The organism is Lactobacillus gallinarum DSM 10532 = JCM 2011 (genome assembly GCF_001434975.1).
Classification (GTDB): Bacteria; Bacillota; Bacilli; order Lactobacillales; family Lactobacillaceae; genus Lactobacillus; species Lactobacillus gallinarum.
This window is the reverse complement of the sequence record NZ_AZEL01000044.1, coordinates 14,903-33,401: the sequence shown is the minus strand read 5'-3', so window position 1 is coordinate 33,401 and position 18,499 is coordinate 14,903. Positions and strand designations below refer to the sequence as shown.

The 18,499-nt window shown below is 36.8% G+C and carries 12 protein-coding genes and 1 pseudogene; 12 read left to right on the top strand and 1 reads right to left on the bottom strand.

The features are described 5' to 3' along the window. The first annotated feature begins 93 nt into the window (after positions 1 to 93). From FC37_RS05155 to FC37_RS05120, 8 genes and pseudogenes are all read left to right on the top strand, one after another. Entirely contained in the window at positions 94 to 1,101 is a 1,008-nt protein-coding gene (locus FC37_RS05155; protein WP_025005361.1) for a LacI family DNA-binding transcriptional regulator, read from the top strand. A 192-nt stretch (positions 1,102 to 1,293) separates the two neighbouring features. After that, positions 1,294 to 3,213 carry a sugar MFS transporter gene (locus FC37_RS05150; protein ID WP_056945529.1) on the top strand — a complete coding sequence of 640 codons (1,920 nt, stop codon included), beginning with the start codon at positions 1,294 to 1,296 and terminating at the stop codon, positions 3,211 to 3,213. Positions 3,214 to 3,223: 10 nt separating this feature from the next. Then, the gene (locus FC37_RS05145) at positions 3,224 to 5,230 is read left to right on the top strand and encodes a beta-galactosidase (protein ID WP_025005362.1); all 2,007 of its coding nucleotides are present in this window, start codon (positions 3,224 to 3,226) and stop codon (positions 5,228 to 5,230) included. 223 nt (positions 5,231 to 5,453) lie between these two features. Next, positions 5,454 to 5,591, top strand: a pseudogene (locus FC37_RS10045) (amidohydrolase family protein); the annotation flags it as partial. A 204-nt stretch (positions 5,592 to 5,795) separates the two neighbouring features. After that, on the top strand, positions 5,796 to 6,962 hold the full coding sequence (locus tag FC37_RS05135) for a galactokinase (RefSeq protein ID WP_025005364.1): 1,167 nt from the start codon (positions 5,796 to 5,798) through the stop codon (positions 6,960 to 6,962). 21 nt (positions 6,963 to 6,983) lie between these two features. Continuing rightward, on the top strand, positions 6,984 to 8,447 hold the full coding sequence (locus tag FC37_RS05130; RefSeq protein ID WP_025005365.1) for a UDP-glucose--hexose-1-phosphate uridylyltransferase: 1,464 nt from the start codon (positions 6,984 to 6,986) through the stop codon (positions 8,445 to 8,447). A gap of 118 nt (positions 8,448 to 8,565) precedes the next feature. Next, the gene (locus tag FC37_RS05125; protein ID WP_025005366.1) at positions 8,566 to 9,561 is read left to right on the top strand and encodes an aldose epimerase family protein; all 996 of its coding nucleotides are present in this window, start codon (positions 8,566 to 8,568) and stop codon (positions 9,559 to 9,561) included. A 122-nt stretch (positions 9,562 to 9,683) separates the two neighbouring features. Continuing rightward, positions 9,684 to 11,021: an SLAP domain-containing protein gene (locus FC37_RS05120; RefSeq protein ID WP_025005367.1), complete on the top strand. Its 1,338-nt coding sequence runs from the start codon at positions 9,684 to 9,686 to the stop codon at positions 11,019 to 11,021. 51 nt (positions 11,022 to 11,072) lie between these two features. Here the strand turns inward: FC37_RS05120 and FC37_RS05115 are convergent, their stop codons facing one another. Beyond that, on the bottom strand, positions 11,073 to 11,906 hold the full coding sequence (locus FC37_RS05115; RefSeq protein WP_056945528.1) for an AraC family transcriptional regulator: 834 nt from the start codon (positions 11,904 to 11,906) through the stop codon (positions 11,073 to 11,075). Between the two features lie 222 nt (positions 11,907 to 12,128). Between FC37_RS05115 and FC37_RS05110 the strand changes: the two genes are divergently transcribed. The 4 genes from FC37_RS05110 to FC37_RS05095 all read left to right on the top strand — a co-directional run bounded on the left by FC37_RS05110 (position 12,129) and on the right by FC37_RS05095 (position 18,497). Further along, positions 12,129 to 14,066, top strand: coding sequence for a sugar MFS transporter (locus FC37_RS05110; protein ID WP_035434136.1), 1,938 nt, complete (start codon positions 12,129 to 12,131; stop codon positions 14,064 to 14,066). Positions 14,067 to 14,076: 10 nt separating this feature from the next. After that, entirely contained in the window at positions 14,077 to 16,278 is a 2,202-nt protein-coding gene (locus FC37_RS05105; protein WP_025005369.1) for an alpha-galactosidase, read from the top strand. A 9-nt stretch (positions 16,279 to 16,287) separates the two neighbouring features. Beyond that, the gene (gene gtfA / locus FC37_RS05100) at positions 16,288 to 17,730 is read left to right on the top strand and encodes a sucrose phosphorylase (protein ID WP_025005370.1); all 1,443 of its coding nucleotides are present in this window, start codon (positions 16,288 to 16,290) and stop codon (positions 17,728 to 17,730) included. 155 nt (positions 17,731 to 17,885) lie between these two features. Continuing rightward, positions 17,886 to 18,497: a GTP pyrophosphokinase gene (locus FC37_RS05095; protein WP_025005371.1), complete on the top strand. Its 612-nt coding sequence runs from the start codon at positions 17,886 to 17,888 to the stop codon at positions 18,495 to 18,497. Positions 18,498 to 18,499 lie beyond the last annotated feature (2 nt).

Genomic DNA, 18,499 nt, shown 5'->3' with positions numbered 1-18,499 from the left:
AAATATTTTTGAATAAAATTGATCTTTATTGGAATTAAGTAAATATTTTGTATAATAAAGACAGGAATATTAGTAAATGGGAAAGAAATAATTATGACAACTATTAAAGAAATTGCACAAAAGTCGGGGTATTCTTCTGCGACTGTTTCGCGGTTGCTCAATAATGATCCTAACTTATCGATTACTGCAGATACCAAAAATAAAATTTTAGAAATTGCTAATAAGCTTGGTTATTGGAAAGACCACCAAGAAAAGGAAATTAAGCCTACAATTGCGCTTCTTTACCGCACTAACCATAAAGAACAGTTGCAAGATGAGTATTTTACTTCTTTAAAGCAAACCTTGGTAGAAACCGTTAAGCAAGAATCAATGAAGATGAAGACCTTTTACAATGCGGCTGACTTAATTGAAAATGCCTCATTGTTCCAAGGTTTTATTGGAGTAGGAGCAGCGCCAATCGGAAATGCTGAGTTGGTAAAATTGCACGAAGTTTTACCAAATGGGGTGTTTGTTGATACTAATCCAGCTCCCGAATTGTTCGATTCAATTAGACCTAACTTAACTTTAACAGTTAAGAATGCTATTGATTTGTTTATTAAAAACGGCTATGAATCGATTGGTTTTATTGGTGGTGTTGGCCCTAAGCATGATCATATTCAAGAAAATGATCCACGTTCCGTTGCCTTTGCGGAATATATGAAGGTTCGCGGAAAAGATGACAGCAACATGTTCGTTTCAGGACCATTCAGCGTTGAAAATGGTTATAAGCTTGGCAAAGAAGTAATAGAGAAGTGCAAGAACAATTTACCAGATGCATTTTTAATTGCTTCTGATACATTAGCAGTCGGTGTTTTACAGGCCTTTAACGAAGAAAATATTAACGTACCAAAAGATACCGCAATCTTGAGTATCAATAACAGTAATGTAGTGAAGTACGTATCACCACCACTTTCTTCTTACAACATCAACCAGCAGGAAATGATTGATTTAGCTTTAACTATGCTGACCAATTTAATTATTCAACCCGATCGTGCGCATATTGATGTGAATATGAACACTAACTTGGTGGTACGTAAAAGCTTTATTCCTAAAGGTGAGTAAATTTTTTAGTAAATAAAAATTTTTCATTTTGAATATTTTGAAAAGAGAATGCTGAAGCATAGCATTCTCTTTTATTTTTACTATAAGTAAATAGTTTAGTTATATTAAATAAATAATTTACCAAAACTGATACTAAGCGTATACTCAGATATGTAAACGATTACAGATGATAACAATTTAGGAGGAAGCATTATGACAAACAGTCATAAAAATTCAGGGAAACAAATAATTTCCTATGCATCATTCTGTCTGGGTAACTTAGGACACGCAGCTTTTTATGGTGTAATGAGTACATACTTTATTATTTTTATTACTAGCGGAATGTTCAGTGGGCTAGAGCAATCAGTAGCTGATAAATTGATTGGTTTAATCACTGGCTTAATGGTAGTGATTAGAATTGTCGAGTTGGTTATTGACCCAATCTTGGGCAACATAGTTGATAATACCAAAACAAGATGGGGGAAGTTTAAGCCATGGATTTTCTTGGGTACTGTAGTTAGTGCAGTATTATTATTAATTTTATTTACTGGAATCTTTGGCTTAGCGCAAAGCAATTGGATTCTTTTCGCTATCTTATTCGTAATTATCTACATCGGTTTTGATATCTTCTATTCATTATCCGATGTTTCATATTGGGGTATGGTTCCGGCTTTAAGTGAAGATTCACATGAGCGTGGTATTTATACTTCATTGGGTGCCTTTTCAGGTGCTATTGGTTGGAACGGTTTAGCAATTATCGTTGTTCCATTAGTAACTGGGGTAACTTATGCAGTTACTGGTAAACATGAAGAAGGCGCACCAGGTTGGCTTGCCTTTGCGGCCGTAATTTCAGCTTTAGCAATTGTTTGTGCCATTATTGTTTGCTTAGGTACTAAAGAAAAGCACAATTTAATTAGAAATTCAGCCAAGCAGAAAACTACTTTGCCTCAAGTCTTCAGTGCTATTTTCCATAACGATCAAATTCTTTGGCCGAGTTTAGCCTACTTAGTCTTTTCACTTGCTAACACTATTACTAACGGGGTTTTGTTCTACCTGTACAAGTTTGTCATTGGTAAACCAGGCGAATTCTGGGTTGTAGGGCTTGCTGCAACGATTGTAGGGTTCTGTGTCAGTCCATTATTCCCAGTTTTAAATAAGTACATTCCAAGAAAATGGTTGTTTGTTGCAGGTCAAACTTGCATGATCTGTGCTTATCTTTTATTCATTTTCTGCCGTGATAATGTTGTGTTAATGGACTTAGGGTTGGTTTTATTCAACATCAACTTTGCTCAATTAGTAACTGTTTTGACCTTAACTGATGCGATTGAATATGGTCAGCTTAAGAGTGGTCAAAGAAACGAGGCCGTCGTTTTGGCAGTTCGTCCAATGATCGATAAATTCACTGGTGCTGTTTCTAATGCTTTGGTTGGATATGTAGCTATTGCAGCTGGTATGACAGGTGCCGCAACTGCTGCCGACATGACAGCACACGATATCAGCACTTTTAATACAATGGCCTTATATATTCCTTTAATCTTAGCTGTAATTTCAATCATCGTGTTCTTAAGCAAAGTAACTTTGACCGAAAAGAAACACGCCGAAGTTGTTGAAGAATTGAAGACTAAGCTTGCTGAAGGTGAAATCGAAAAAGACGATTCAACTAAAGCAAGACCTAGACAGCAAAAGATTTACGCACCAGCCGATGGTGAATTGATGCAAATGTCCTCCGTCGTCGACGAAGATGGTAAGCCATTCCCAGGAAAGGGATTCGCAATCAAACCAAGTGCCGGCAAGATCTATGCACCATTCGATGGTAAGATTAGATTTACCTTTGGTACAAAACACGCCTTTGAGATTATCTCAGATAATGGCTTGCAAGTAGTCGTCCACGTTGGTCTTGGAACAGTAAACTTGCGTGGTGAAGGCTTTGAAACGTATTATGATGATGGACAAGAAGTCAAGAAGGGCAACTTATTACTAGAATTTGATCGTGATTTGACTCTTAAGAATGGCTACAAGGATACGATCGTTACCTTCTACACTCAACCAGGTAGAATTAAAAAAGCTAGTCCAATTAAAGCAGGTTCTACTGTAAAACACGGTGATGAAGTAGTAGAAGTCCAGTTTAAGTAGAGGTTTAAAAATGACAAAAACATTATCACGTTTTCTTTATGGTGGGGACTACAATCCCGATCAATGGACAGAAGAAACATGGCCTGAAGACATTAAGGTCTTTAAAAAGGCAGATTTAAATTCAGCTACAATTAATATTTTCTCTTGGGCAGTTCTGGAACCTAGAGAAGGAGTCTATGACTTTTCTAAATTAGACAAGATCGTTCAAGAATTATCTGATGCAAACTTTAATATTGTGATGGGTACGGCAACAGCCGCAATGCCAGCCTGGATGTTTAAAAAGTATCCGGATATCGCAAGAGTTGATTACCAAGGCAGACGTCACGTCTTTGGTCAGCGGCACAATTTCTGTCCGAACAGCAAGAATTATCAAAGACTGGATAGTGAGTTAGTTAAAAAATTGGCCCAGCACTACGCTGACAATCCGCATATCGTAGTTTGGCACGTGAACAATGAATACGGTGGCAACTGTTACTGTGGAAATTGTCAAAACGCCTTCCGTGACTGGTTGAGAAACAAATATAAGACCTTGGGTGCGCTCAACAAGGCTTGGAACATGAATGTTTGGAGTCACACGATTTATGACTGGGATGAAATTGTTGTTCCAAACGAGTTGGGGGATGCATGGGGGCCAGAAAGTAGCGAAACCATTGTTGCTGGCCTTTCAATCGACTACTTGCGCTTTCAATCTGAAAGTTTGCAAAACCTCTTCAAGATGGAAAAGGCAGTCATCAAGAAGTACGATCCTGAAACGCCTGTAACTACTAACTTCCACAGTTTGCCAAACAAGATGATTGACTATCAAAAGTGGGCCAAGGATCAAGATATTATTTCCTATGATAGTTATCCAACTTACGACGCACCTGCTTATAAGCCAGCATTCTTGTATGACTTAATGAGAAGCCTTAAGCATCAACCATTTATGTTAATGGAATCTGCACCTTCACAAGTTAACTGGCAATCTTACAGTCCACTAAAGCGTCCAGGTCAAATGGCCGCAACTGAATTGCAAGCTGTTGCTCACGGTGCTGACACTGTTCAGTTCTTCCAATTAAAGCAAGCAGTGGGTGGTTCCGAAAAATTCCACAGTGCAATTATTGCTCATTCACAAAGAACCGATACTAGAGCCTTCCGTGAATTGGCTGATTTGGGTCAAAAATTAAAGGAGGCTGGTCCAACAATCTTAGGTTCAAAGACTAAAGCTAAAGTCGCAATTGTCTTTGATTGGAGCAACTTCTGGTCGTACGAATATGTTGATGGCATTACTCAAGATTTGAATTATGTTGACTCAATTTTGGACTACTACCGTCAATTCTATGAACGCAACATTCCAACCGATATTATTGGTGTTGATGATGACTTTAGTAACTATGACTTGGTTGTTGCACCAGTGCTTTACATGGTTAAAGCAGGTTTAGCTGAAAAGATCAACAGCTATGTTGAAAAGGGCGGCCACTTCGTTACTACCTACATGTCAGGTATGGTTGATTCAACTGACAATGTTTACCTTGGCGGCTATCCTGGTCCATTGAAAGATGTCACCGGCATCTGGGTTGAAGAAAGCGACGCAATGGTTCTAGGTCAAAAAGTTAGAGTTAAGATGGATGACAAGGAATACGAAACCAGCTTAATGTGTGATTTGATTCATCCAAATAAGGCCAAAGTTTTGGCAAGCTACGCTGATGAGTTTTACGCTGGCACTGCTGCGATTACTGAAAATGATTATGGCAAAGGCAAGGCTTGGTACGTTGGAACCAAGTTAGGTCACCAAGGTTTGACACAATTATTCAACCACATTGTGCTTGAAACTGGAGTTGAATCATTAGTTTGCGACAGCCATAAGCTTGAAGTAACTAAGCGTGTCACAGCAGATGGCAAGAAACTTTACTTCGTGCTTAACATGAGCAATGAAGAAAGAGAATTGCCAAATAAATTTGCGGATTATGAAGACATCTTAACTGGTGAAAAAGCTAAGAGTTCAATGAAAGGATGGGATGTCCAAGTCTTAACCAAGTAACAAATCCTATTTCTTTCCCTCGAATTTAGATCAATAAATAAGGAAGCTAGGCGAAATGTCTAACTTCCTTTTTGTGTTGCTTATATATTTTTTATAAATAGTTCTAAGATCATTAAAACGATAGTGAAAATGACGCCTGCTTTAAATACTAGTACAAATAGTGGGTAATCTAGTAGCCAGTACGATAGTATAAATACCCTCTAAATATAAGAAAAAAACATCAGCTAATTTAGGATCTGCGGAATTACTTAAGATTGATCAAGATTACGGTTCTTTAGAAGTAGGAAAATATGCAGATTTCTTAGTGCTGAAAGATAATCCGTTAAAAGACGTATCTGCAGTTGAACAAGCTGATAAATAAGTTTATCAACATGGTGAAAGAAAATTTTAATAAGCAAAATGGTCTTAGTGTGAGCAAAGGCTATTTTTTTGCAGACAAACGTCTGGCTTTTTTAGTTTACCTAATTAAATATTTTATTTATTCTAGTAAACTATTTACTAAAAGAAGTGAAAGAGATATACTAGTAGTTGAAAACGATTACAGTACAAACTTGAGGTACAAACAATGAATAAAGAAGAATTACTTACTGAATACGAAAAAACTTTTGGTGAAAAGGGACAAGATGTATTCTTCTCACCAGGTAGAATTAACGTTATTGGTGAACACACCGACTATAATGGTGGGCATGTTTTCCCAGCCGCAATTAGCTTAGGTGTTTATGGAGTTTATGGTCCAAGAGAAGACAAGAAAGTACGTCTTTTCTCAGGCAACGTAGATGGCGAGATCGTTGAATTTGATATTGATGATACAACTGCTGAAAAAGATGAAGACCGTTTCTGGGCTAACTATTTCAAGGGTATGATCACTTATTTACGTGAGAAATATAATGGCATTGATCATGGCTTTAACTTATATATCGAAGCTAATTTGCCATCAGGTTCAGGTCTTTCATCAAGTGCCGCCATTGAAATGTTAATGGGAATCATCTTGAAAGATGAATTTAACTTAGACGTTGATCGCGTTAGCCTAGCTAAGATGGGTCAAAGAACTGAAAATGAATTTGTCGGCTTAAATTCAGGAATTATGGATCAATTTGCCTGCATTATGGGTAAAAAAGATAGTGCAATTTTCTTAGACTGCAACACCTTAAAGTATGAATACATGCCACTTGCATTAGGCGATTACGAAATTATTATCATGGCAACTAACAAACCACATACTTTAGCTGATTCTGCTTATAATGATAGGGTTGCTGAATGTGGTCGTGCTCTTAAAAAGTTGCAACAAAAGCTTGATATTAAGGCATTAGGTGAACTTGATAACGATACTTTTGATGAATATTCTTACCTCATCAATGATGAAACAGAAATTAAACGTGCGCGTCATGCAGTTAGTGAAAATCAAAGAACTTTACGTGCAACTCAAGCAATGAAAGACGGCGATCTTGAAAAACTTGGTCGTTTAATTAATGCTTCTCACGAATCTCTTCACTATGATTATGAAGTAACTGGTAAAGAGCTCGATACTTTGGCAGAAGCTTCATGGAAACAACCTGGAGTGCTCGGTGCCAGAATGATCGGCGGTGGCTTTGGCGGTAGTGCAATTGCTATTGTTAAGAAGTCAGAGGCTGAGAACTTTAAGAAGAATGTTGGTAAGATTTACCGCGATACAATCGGTTATGATGCTAGCTTCTATGATGCAGAAATCGTTGATGGTACTAAGAGAATTTAATTAGTGTGAGAAGGAAAAGTTATGAAGGTTATTGAAAAATTTGCGGGTGAAGTTATTAATAGTGGTGCTTACGAGCCATTAGATCGAGTATATGTTATTAACAAAATTAGAGGATTAGTTGGTGATCATGATGAAGAAGAAAACGATAAGCCAGCTGCCAAGCAATTAGTTGACTTGGCCGTTAAAAATGAAAAAATTCCTGACGATATCACCTCACGTGAAGTCTTGAATGATCAATTATATGATTTAGCTACGCCAACACCATCTAAGACTAATAGTATTTTCTGGCAAAAAATGCAAAGGTCTTCAGAGAAGGCTACAGATTGGTTTTATAAATTATGTGAAGACAATAATTATGTTAAAAAAGAGGCTATTGCCAAAAATGTTGTCTTCTCCGGCACTAGCTCAAAAGGTCATGGCTTAGAAATTACGATTAATTTATCTAAACCTGAAAAAGATCCTAAGGCTATTGCTGCAGCAGCTCATGCCACAGGCAAGAAGTATCCTCAATGTGCACTTTGCCTTGAAAATGAAGGCTATTTAGGTGGCTATGGTAAAAATGCCCGTTCTAATTTAAGAATCATTCGGATGAATATTGCAGGTAAGCCCTGGGGCTTCCAATATTCACCATACGCTTACTTCAATGAACACTGTATTTTCTTAGATCAAAAGCATATTCCAATGGTAATCAATCAACAAACTTTAATTAATTTGGTAGAAATTGAAAAGATCTTCCCACACTATTTCGTTGGTTCTAACGCTGACTTGCCAATTGTTGGTGGTTCAATGTTAGCACATGAGCACTACCAAGGTGGTCGTCATACCTTCCCAATGATGAAGGCGGGCATCAAGAAGACCATTGTCTTTGATTCATATCCAACTGTAATGGCTGGGATCGTTGACTGGCCAATGAGCGACTTGCGTTTAACTAGTGAAAATTCACTTGACTTAATTGACCTTGGTGCAAAGATTATCAAATTCTGGGATAACTATTCAGACACTGCACGCAGCATTAAAGCTTACGATGGTAAGACTCGTCACCACACGGTAACGCCAATCATGCACCGTGAAGGCAAGAACTTCGTGCTCGATCTAGTTTTGCGTGATAACAATACTAGTGGTCAATATCCTTTGGGCATTTTCCACCCACACGAAAAGTTATGGCACATTAAGAAGGAAAACATCGGCTTAATTGAAGTAATGGGTCGTGCTATTTTGCCAGGACGTCTTAAGAGTGAACTTGAAGAAGTAAAGAAATACTGGCTGGGTGAAGATAACAATATGGCTGCTAGTCATAAAGAATGGGCTGATCAAGTTAAGGCTGAAAACGAAATTAGCTGGGACAATGTTGATCAAGTAATGCAGCAATCACTTGTCGAAGTATTTGAACAAGTTCTTCAGGATGCTGGCGTGTTTAAGAATGATGCAGACGGTGATGAAGGCTGGGATAAATTTATTACAGCTTTAACCAAAAAGATTAAGTAAAGTAATTGAAGCGAGATCTTGAGGGTCTCGCTTTTTGTTACCGGTAACGCATATGTTATTGATAAGAAATACTTTATAATATTAATGAAAGCGAATACAAAAAAGAAAAGGCGAGAATATGAAAACAAGTTTTAATAAATATGGTCGAAAAGATGGCAAAGATCTTTGTGAAATTAGTTTAAAAAATGACAACGGCATGGTTGTTAAGGTACTTAACTATGGTGCAACGCTAGAAAAAGTTTTGCTTAACGACAAGAATATGATTTTGTCATTAAATTCACCAGCTGATTATTCTCAAGAAAGAAATTATTTAGGTGGTACAGTTGGCCGAATTGCCGGTAGAGTCAGAAAAGGTCAATGGAGACATGGTCTTGAAATTCATCAATTGCCAATCAACGAAGGTGAGAATCATATTCATGGCGGAATTGGTACAGATACTGAAGTATGGGATTTTGAACCTTCTTGTGATGAAAACAGTGCACGAGTAGATTTAACGTTATTTGATCCAGATGGTCATAATGATTATCCAGGCAATTTAAAGATTCATGTCAAATATGAATTGGACAATGATGATACTTTGCATTATTCAATTAATGCGGTGAGTGACCAATTAACTATTTTTAATCCGGTAAATCATGTTTACTTTACCTTGGGTGAAAAAGATAATATCAAAGATCTTAAGCTAAAAATGAATGCTGATTATTATTTGCCAGTTGATCACTCTGGAATGCCTGATCGTGGAATGGAAGAAGTTGCTGGTACTGCTTTTGATTTTAGAAAGACTAAGCGTGTAGGGGATGCTTTGGAAGCTGACGATCCTCAAATCAAAGACAGAGGAGGCATGGATCATCCATTTATTTTAAATGGTAATCAACCTGGTGCAGTGTTAAGTTCTGCAGATCATAAGGTGATTGTGAATACTGATGCACCATCATTGATTATTTATACTGGTAATGGTTTTGATCATACTGGTAAGTACACTGCTGATTTCGGCCAATATGCGGGAATTACTTTTGAAGCACAAATTCCACCGGCTGAAGGCTATGATTTGGGGCGCATTACTTTGTTACCAGGTGAAGAATTTAAGCGCAATGTAAGTTGGAAATTTGAGTAAAGATATGGGATTGGAAATTAATTATTTCCAATCCTTTTTTTGCTTGTCTCAGTGTTTAATACAAGTAAGAATTTTCTTAAGATAGTATAATTTAGCTATAGTTTATGAAACGAGGTAACTATATGCGTTTAGGAAAAGTGATTATTATATCTGCACTCTTGGGAGTCAGTACTCCGTTCTTAGTAAAGCAGACTCCAGTTGTTCAAGCAGCACAAGAAACGCAAAATAATACGTTTACTCTGGAAATTGCTTCTTATGCTTATCGCAAAGATGGTAAACAGGTTCATCTAGATGAGTTGCGGGATGCAAATGGAGAGAAAGTGGCTTTAAAACAAAATGGCCAGGTCACTTTGATTCCGAAGGGAACGGTTCTTAAATATTATGGTAAGCCTGTCCCGTTGAAAACATATATTGGTACTTCGTCTCAGACTAGTAACGGCGATATTAAGATGTATTACAGCATTGGTAATGGTTATTATATTAATGCTAAAAATGTTGGCTTGCCAAATGGTCCAGCCAATTTGACTATCGATCATAATTCATATGTGTACAATTATAAAGGCCAACGTAAAAAGGCAAAAACAATAAAAAAGAATACTACTCTAGAAGTACCTGGTAAATTTGAAGAAATTAATTCTCCTAAAAAGTTTTATTCTGAGTACTTGTCTTCCTCCGGTATTAAATTTGTTTCTTGGCAAAAGCGGCATCGTTTTTGGTTAAAGTATAAGACAATTCATGGTAAACAATACTACCGCATTGGCAAGAATCGCTATATCAAGGCAAATAATGTGCGCTATCTTGATGGTAAGCCGATTTACGTCGATAAGAAAGAGACTACCGTTGTTTTGAAGAGCGGTCAGCAAATCGTCAATAGAAATTCTAATCGTGAAAGTGGACGTTACTATAAAAAAGGTAAGAAACTAGTAGTTGATAAGTATATTTCAACTTTCCGCGGCTATCCTGATGACTTCTGGTTCAAAACAGGAGTTGGAGATTCAGTTTTCTACCATGTTAAAGGAACCAAGGATGATTGGTTTTGGGGACGTGTCTCCGAAGTTGATGTCAAACGTCATATTGAACCGGTTAATGTTTTTAATCAAAAGAATACAACTATTCAGGCAAAGCCGGAAATTACCAAGGCCGCGATTTACAATAGTCATGGTGAACAAGAGTATGACGACAAGTTCTTAAAAGCTACTAATTACAATCAAGCTGGATATTATCCAATAATTGTTAAAGAACTAAAATATATTTACGTTCCAAGTAGCAAGAAAGTAGAGTTGTTCTATCGGATAAAGAATAATGACTACATGCAATTCTTTGTTAATAAAGAGAGGAAAGGCATTGGATCGGACCCTAGAATTAACGACTTCTATTTGAAAGTTGAAGACTTTGAATATGTTGCTGGTCCAAAATTAACGCCAGTTAACACGCCTGCTGAAGCTGAGAAAGATAAATAATGGAGAATCAATAAGTAAAAAAGATTGGAAACCAAATGATTTCCAATCTTTTTATTTCGTCAAACTTTGGCGATAGATTTTTGGACTGAAGCCAGAATACTTCTTGAATGCCTTTGAAAAGGTAAATTCATCATTATAACCAATAATTCTTGAAATCTCCTGAATCGTATTATCAGTATTAGCTAGATATTCTTTAGCTTGTTCCATCCGTAAATTGATCAAAAATTGTTGTGGAGAAAGCCCTAGATTGTTTTTAAAAAGAGTATAAAGATAACTGCGAGAAAGATCCATCTTGTTGCAAAGATCAATGATTGACAGAGATGAATCTTCGAAGTTTTGTCTTAAATAAGTAATAGCAGCACGCAATTGCTCGTCCTTAGTGGCTGAATTCTTTCTTCTCTTGGTAGGATATTCAATATTCAAATTGTAAAAAGTGTAATAAAGCAAAGCTTCGATCAGTATGTCATTAGTAAGAGAGCTAGGTGAATGTGCGGCCTCAAATAAATTCTGCAGGCTCTGACAAAATTTGCTGTCCTGAACCTGCCTTAAATAATTTTGCGTAGATAAAATTGAGTCTGAAAGCATCGCTCTAATTTTAATACCGGATAATCCTAACCAAAAATAACTCCAAGGCTCTTTACTATCTGCTTGATAAAAGCAGGGTACGCCTTTAGGAAGAATAAACACATCCCCAGCTTGCAAGGTAACCATGGAGTGATTTGCCGAAGCAAAAGTTCCTTTACCTCGTTGAATGTAGTGAATAACATAGTTGTCACGCACATTATTACCTTTAAAAGTGTAATTAGGTGCACAATTTTCTTGTCCCCAGAATAAAATATTGCTTTCTAAGCTTTTATTGCTTAATGCTCTGTATGATCCATCCATAAAAATTCCTCAATTTTACTATTTATACATGTCTTTATGTCTTTAGATTTGCTATATAATACAATGATATCACTGATTGGTGAATTAAACATGTTTTTATGTTCATTAAAAATAATGACATAAATCGTGATGACAGTGCTATGGTTAAAAATTCTTCTCTGACAGATAATAATAACTATAATGAAAGCGAATACATGAACGCTATAGAGGGGGAAAGATCTGATGAAAAAAGATCAAGGAAAAATGTCAATAGGCGCACGACTAGCTTATAGTTTTGGTGCCTTTGGTAATGATTCATTCTATGGATTGTTATCAGGATATTTAATTATGTTTATTACGTCACACTTGTTTAATACTGGTAATGCGGCAGAAGATGCCAAAATGATCAGTATCGTGACATTGATTATCATGGGTTTAAGAATTGTAGAATTATTCATTGACCCATTTATCGGTAATGCGATTGACCGTACTAAAACTCGTTGGGGTCACTTCCGTCCATGGGTTGTAGTTGGTGGTTCAATCTCTGCAGTCATTCTTTTAATGTTATTTACTAACCTAGGTGGTTTGTATCAAAAGAATGCTATCTTATACATGATTGTCTTTGGTGTTTTGTATATCACCATGGATATCTTCTATTCATTTAAGGATGTCGGCTTTTGGTCAATGCTTCCATCATTAACTACTGATTCACGTGAACGTGAAAAGACAGCTACTTATGCTCGTGTTGGTTCAACTGTCGGTGGTGGTTTAGTTGGTATCCTAGTTATGCCAGCTGTAATCTTCTTCTCAGCCAAAGCTACTTCAACTGGTGATGACAGAGGTTGGTTTATTTTTGCAGCAATCATTTGTGGTATCGCATTTGTTTCTGCTTGGTGTGTTGGTTTATTCACTCGTGAAGTAAACAGTGATATTCGTAAGAATAAAAAAGATACTAAAGGTATCGTTGGTATCTTTAAAGCATTATCTGGTAACGACCAATTAATGTGGGTAGCTTTAGCTTACTTATTCTACGGTATTGGTATTAACATTACCAACTCTCTTGAAGTCTACTACTTCACTTACATTATGGGTATGCCAAAGGCATTCTCAATCTTTTCAACCATTAACATTTTATTAGGTATTATTGCAACATCATTGTTCCCGATCTTGTCTAAGAGAATGAGTCGTAAAGCACTTTTCACAAGTTGCTTAGTTGTAATGCTTTGTGCAATGGGAATCTTTGCTTTTGCAGGTAGCAATCTTCCATTAGTTTTACTTGCTGCATCATTATTCGGTTTCCCACAACAAATGGTCTTCTTGATCGTTTTAATGATTATTACCGACTCTGTTGAATATGGTCAATTAAAACTTGGTCACCGTGACGAATCACTTGCTTTGTCAGTTCGTCCATTGATCGATAAATTCGGTGGTGCCGTTTCTAACGGTGTTGTTGGTCAAATTGCCATCATGGCAGGTATGACTACAGGTGCAACAGCCGCATCAATTACCGCTGCTGGTAAGATGAACTTTAAGTTGATGATGTTTGCTGTACCAGCCGTAATGCTTGTTATTGCGATTATTATCTTTGCTACTAAGGTCATCTTAAGTGAACAAAAGCACGCAGAAATTGTTGCTGAACTTGAAAAAACTTGGGGTAAGAAGTATGCTGGCGATCAAGATGCTGCTAAGTCAGCTACTGGTCAAATTGAATTAGCTACTCCAATTGCTGGTAAGTTAATGAATTTATCAGAAGTTAACGATCAAACATTCTCAAGTGGCTCTGTTGGCCAAGGCTTTGCAATTAAGCCAGAAGATGGTCGAGTATTAGCACCATTTGACGCAACTGTTCGTCAGGTCTTTACTACTAGACACGCAGTTGGTCTTGTTGGTGATAATGGATTAGTATTATTAATTCACATTGGTCTTGGCACCGTTAAATTAAAGGGTACTGGCTTTGTCTCATATGTTGAAGAAGGTCAAAAAGTTAAGAAGGGCCAAGAATTAATCGAATTCTGGGATCCAACTATTAAGAAGGCTGGACTTGATGATACTGTAATTGTAGTAGTTACTAACTCAAATGAATTTGAAAATATTAAATTAACAGCTAAGGCAGGTACTGAGGTCAAGGCAGAAGATGAAGTCATGACTTTGGCAGCTAAAGAAAAAGTTGAAGCTAAATAGGAGAAAAATTATGGCAGAAGAATTAATTACTTTCGACGAAAAGAATAAAGTCTTTCATCTTCATAATGAGCAAATTTCATATCTTCTTTCAGTAGAAGATGGCGATACGCTTTGTCATTTATACTTCGGTAAAAAAGTAAATAATTATCATAATGAATTGCGTTACCCAAGAGTCGATCGTGGTTTTTCCGGTAACTTACCTGGCTCATTAGATAGAACTTTTTCTCGCGATTCTTTACCTAAGGAATATAGTACAGCAGGCGAAATGGATTATCATACGCCAGCTGCGGTTGTCCGCCAAAAAGATGGTTCTAATGCTTTGTTTTTAACTTACAAGGATTACCAAATTGTGGATGGTAAGCCGGACTTGAAAGGATTGCCTCATTCATGGGTAAAGGATAATAATGAAGCTCAAACTTTGATCATTACTCTTGAGGATCAAAAGACTAAGCTTGATTTTGACTTATTGTACACCATCTACCGTGATCGTCCTGTAATTGTAAGATCAGTAAAGGTTAAAAATTCAGGCGATGAAACAGTCAATATTGAAAAAGTTGCTTCAATGCAGCTTGATTTTGTCGATCGCAACTTTGATTCAATTACTTTACCGGGTGCTCACGCCCATGAAAGAAGAGTGGATCGCGAACACATTAACCAAGGTATTCACGTCTTTTCTAGTCACCGCGGTACTTCCAGTCACCAAATGAATCCATTCTTGGCTTTAGTTGATCCAGATACCAATGAATTTAATGGGGATGCTTATGGTTTTGCCTTTGTTTACTCTGGTAATCATAAGTTTGAAGTTGAAAAAGATCAATTTGCTCAGACTCATGTTAATGTTGGTATTAATGATTTCAACTTTAACTGGCAACTACCTGCTGGGGATGAATTCCAAACTCCAGAAGTCTTGATGGTTTACTCAGATCAAGGTTTAAACAAGATGAGTCAAGCATTCCATAGCTTGATTCATGATCGAATTATTCGTAGTAAATACAAGAATGAAGTACGTCCAATCTTAGTTAATAACTGGGAAGCAACCTACTTTGATTTTAATGAAGATAAGTTAAAGACTATTGTAGATGATGCTAAGAAGCTTGGCATTGAGATGTTCGTTTTAGATGATGGCTGGTTTGGTCATCGTGATGACGATAATACTTCATTAGGTGATTGGAAAGTTTATAAAAAGAAGTTTCCAAATGGTTTAGGACATTTTGCAGATTATGTTCACGATCAAGGGATGAAATTTGGTCTATGGTTTGAACCTGAAATGATTTCATATGATTCTGATCTTTACAAAGAACATCCAGATTATTTGATGCATGTTCCTGGCAGAAAACCAAGTCCATCCAGAAATCAATACTTGCTTGACTTGGGACGCAAGGAAGTACGCGACAATATTTATAACCAAATGGAAAAGATCTTGGGATCAGGCAAGATTGACTATATTAAGTGGGACATGAATCGTCACTTATCAGATATCTATGAAGCTGATTTACCAGCTAATCGTCAAGGTGAAGTTTACCACCGTTATGTATTAGGTCTTTATGATTTACTTGAAAGAATAGTTGATGCTCATCCAGATCTGTTAATTGAAGGCTGCTCAGGCGGTGGCGGTAGATTTGATGTCGGTATGGCTTACTATGACCCACAAATCTGGGCTAGTGATGATAGCGATGCAATTGATCGTTTAACCATTCAATATGGTACAAGTTTGGTTTACCCGCAATCAATGATGACTTCTCACGTTTCAGTTAGTCCTAATGAACAAAATGGCAGAATTACTCCATTTAATACCCGTGGCGTTGTTGCCATGTGGGGTGATCTTGGTTATGAACTTGATTTAACTAAGATGAATGAGGAAGATCGTGAAGCTGTCGCAAAGCAGGTGGCAGAATACAAGAAGATTAGAAAAGTTACTCAATTTGGTAAGTTCTACCGCTTGAAATCCGCTCAAACCAGCAATCAATGTGCTTGGGAAACTGTTTCAGATGATCAAAATGAGGCGGTTTTGAGCGTAGTCAAAGTAATGGCTTCAGCTCAGCCATATTTAACTAAGACTAAATTAGTTGGCCTTGATCCAAATAAACAATATGAAGATCAAAGAACGCACCAAGTTTATGGCGGCGACGAATTGATGAATATGGGTATCTATGATCCAGTTGAACATGGTGACTTTAAGGCTTATATGTACTACTTCAAAGCAATAAAATAGGAGTAAATTATGGCAATTACAAATAAGGTCATGCTAATTACTTATCCAGATAGCTTGGGTAAAAATTTAACAGAATTAAACGAAGTTTTAGAAAATGACTTAAAAGGTGCAGTTGGTGGCATTCACTTGTTGCCATTCTTTCCCTCAACTGGTGACCGCGGTTTTGCGCCAACTGATTACACTACAGTAGATCCTAAGTTTGGTGATTGGGCTCAGGTTGAAGCATTAGGTGAAAAATATTACTTGATGTTTGACTTCATGATTAACCATATTTCTAGACAATCTAAATATTATCAGGATTTTCAAGAGCACAAAGACAAAAGTCCATATGCTGATATGTTCTTAAGTTGGGATAAGTTTTGGCCTAAAGATCGTCCAACGCAAGCAGATATTGATTTGATCTATAAGCGTAAAGATCGCGCACCATATCAAGAAATTACTTTTGCTGATGGTAGCAAGGAAAAGCTTTGGAATACCTTTGGTCCTGAACAGATTGATTTGGATGTGCAGAAAAAGGTAACGCAAAAATTCATTAAAGATACTTTAACTAACTTGATCAAGCATGGAGCAGACATTATCCGGCTAGATGCCTTTGCTTATGCGGTTAAGAAATTAGATACCAACGATTTCTTTGTGGAACCAGAAATCTGGGACTTATTGAAGCAAGTTCAAGACGATATTGCAGACGAGGGTGCAACCATTTTACCGGAAATTCATGAGCATTATTCAATGCCATTTAAGATTGCCAAGCATGGTTACTTTATTTATGATTTTGCTTTGCCAATGGTAACTCTTTACTCACTTTATTCTGGTAATTCTAATCGTTTAGCAGCCTGGCTCAAAAAGTGTCCAATGAAACAATTTACTACTTTGGATACCCATGACGGCATTGGTGTAGTTGATGCGCGTGATATCCTTTCTCCTGAGGAGATCGACTATACCAGTCAAGAGCTATATAAAGTTGGTGCCAACGTTAAGAAGAAGTATTCTAGTGCTGAATATCATAACTTAGACATTTATCAAATCAATACTACGTTTTATTCAGCTCTTGGTGATGATGATCAAAAGTACTTCATGGCACGACTCTTGCAAGTCTTTGCACCAGGCATTCCACAAGTTTATTATGTAGGGATGCTAGCTGGCAAGAATGATATTAAATTGCTGGAAGAAACTAAAGAAGGTAGAAATATCAACCGTCATTATTACAGCAAAGCAGAGATTGAAAAAGAAATTCAACGTCCGGTTGTTGCATCATTACTCAAGCTCTTCACTTTTAGAAATACAGAAGCTGCATTTGACTTGAATGGCTCAATTGATATTTCTACTCCTAATGAAAATGAAATTCGAATCGTCCGTATGAATAAAGAACAAACTAGAAAAGCTGAACTAGTTGCAAACTTGAAAGATTTAACTTATCAAGTGCTAGTGAATGGTGAACAGATAAAATTCTAAACCCTTTCTCTTACTCTCTCTCAATTTAAAAAGCATATGTCGATAATTATTCGATGTATGCTTTTTCATTTGTAATCTTAATTCCTTAGTAATTGTTCCTTCAAAGAAAAGTCAAATTTCATTGTTATGATGAATATAGGAAGAAGGAATAAATGTTGAATATTTACGGAGAATATACCCCTGCTTTAGATAAATTGCTTAAACAAATGACGGAGCAATTTACTACTTTAAATCAAAATTATGAAAAAAAGTATCACGAAAGACTTTATGAACACTTGCGTGGTCGAGTTAAAAGCGAAAAGAGCATGGAAGATAAATGCCAACGGAAGGGATTACCACTTACGCCCAATTCTGCCTTAAGGGAAAATCGAGATAGCGTTGGTTTACGTATCGTCTGCAATTTTGTCGATGATATCTACACTTGCATTGCAGCTATTAAAAAATGGGACAACGTTAGTGTAGTGAAAGAAAAAGATTATATTACTAATGCTAAACCTAATGGTTATCGTTCCTATCATATGATTTTAGATGTAATGGTTCCCGAGCAAGATGTCGATGGTAATATTCCAGGACATTATTTTGTCGAAGTACAATTAAGAACAATTGCCATGGATACTTGGGCAAGCTTAGAGCATGAAATGAAGTATAAACATCAAATCAAGAATCCAGAAATGATTGGTAAAGAACTGAAAAGAGTTGCTGATGAATTGGCATCTTGTGACATTAGTATGCAAACCATCAGACAATTGATTAGAGAAGGGGATTGATT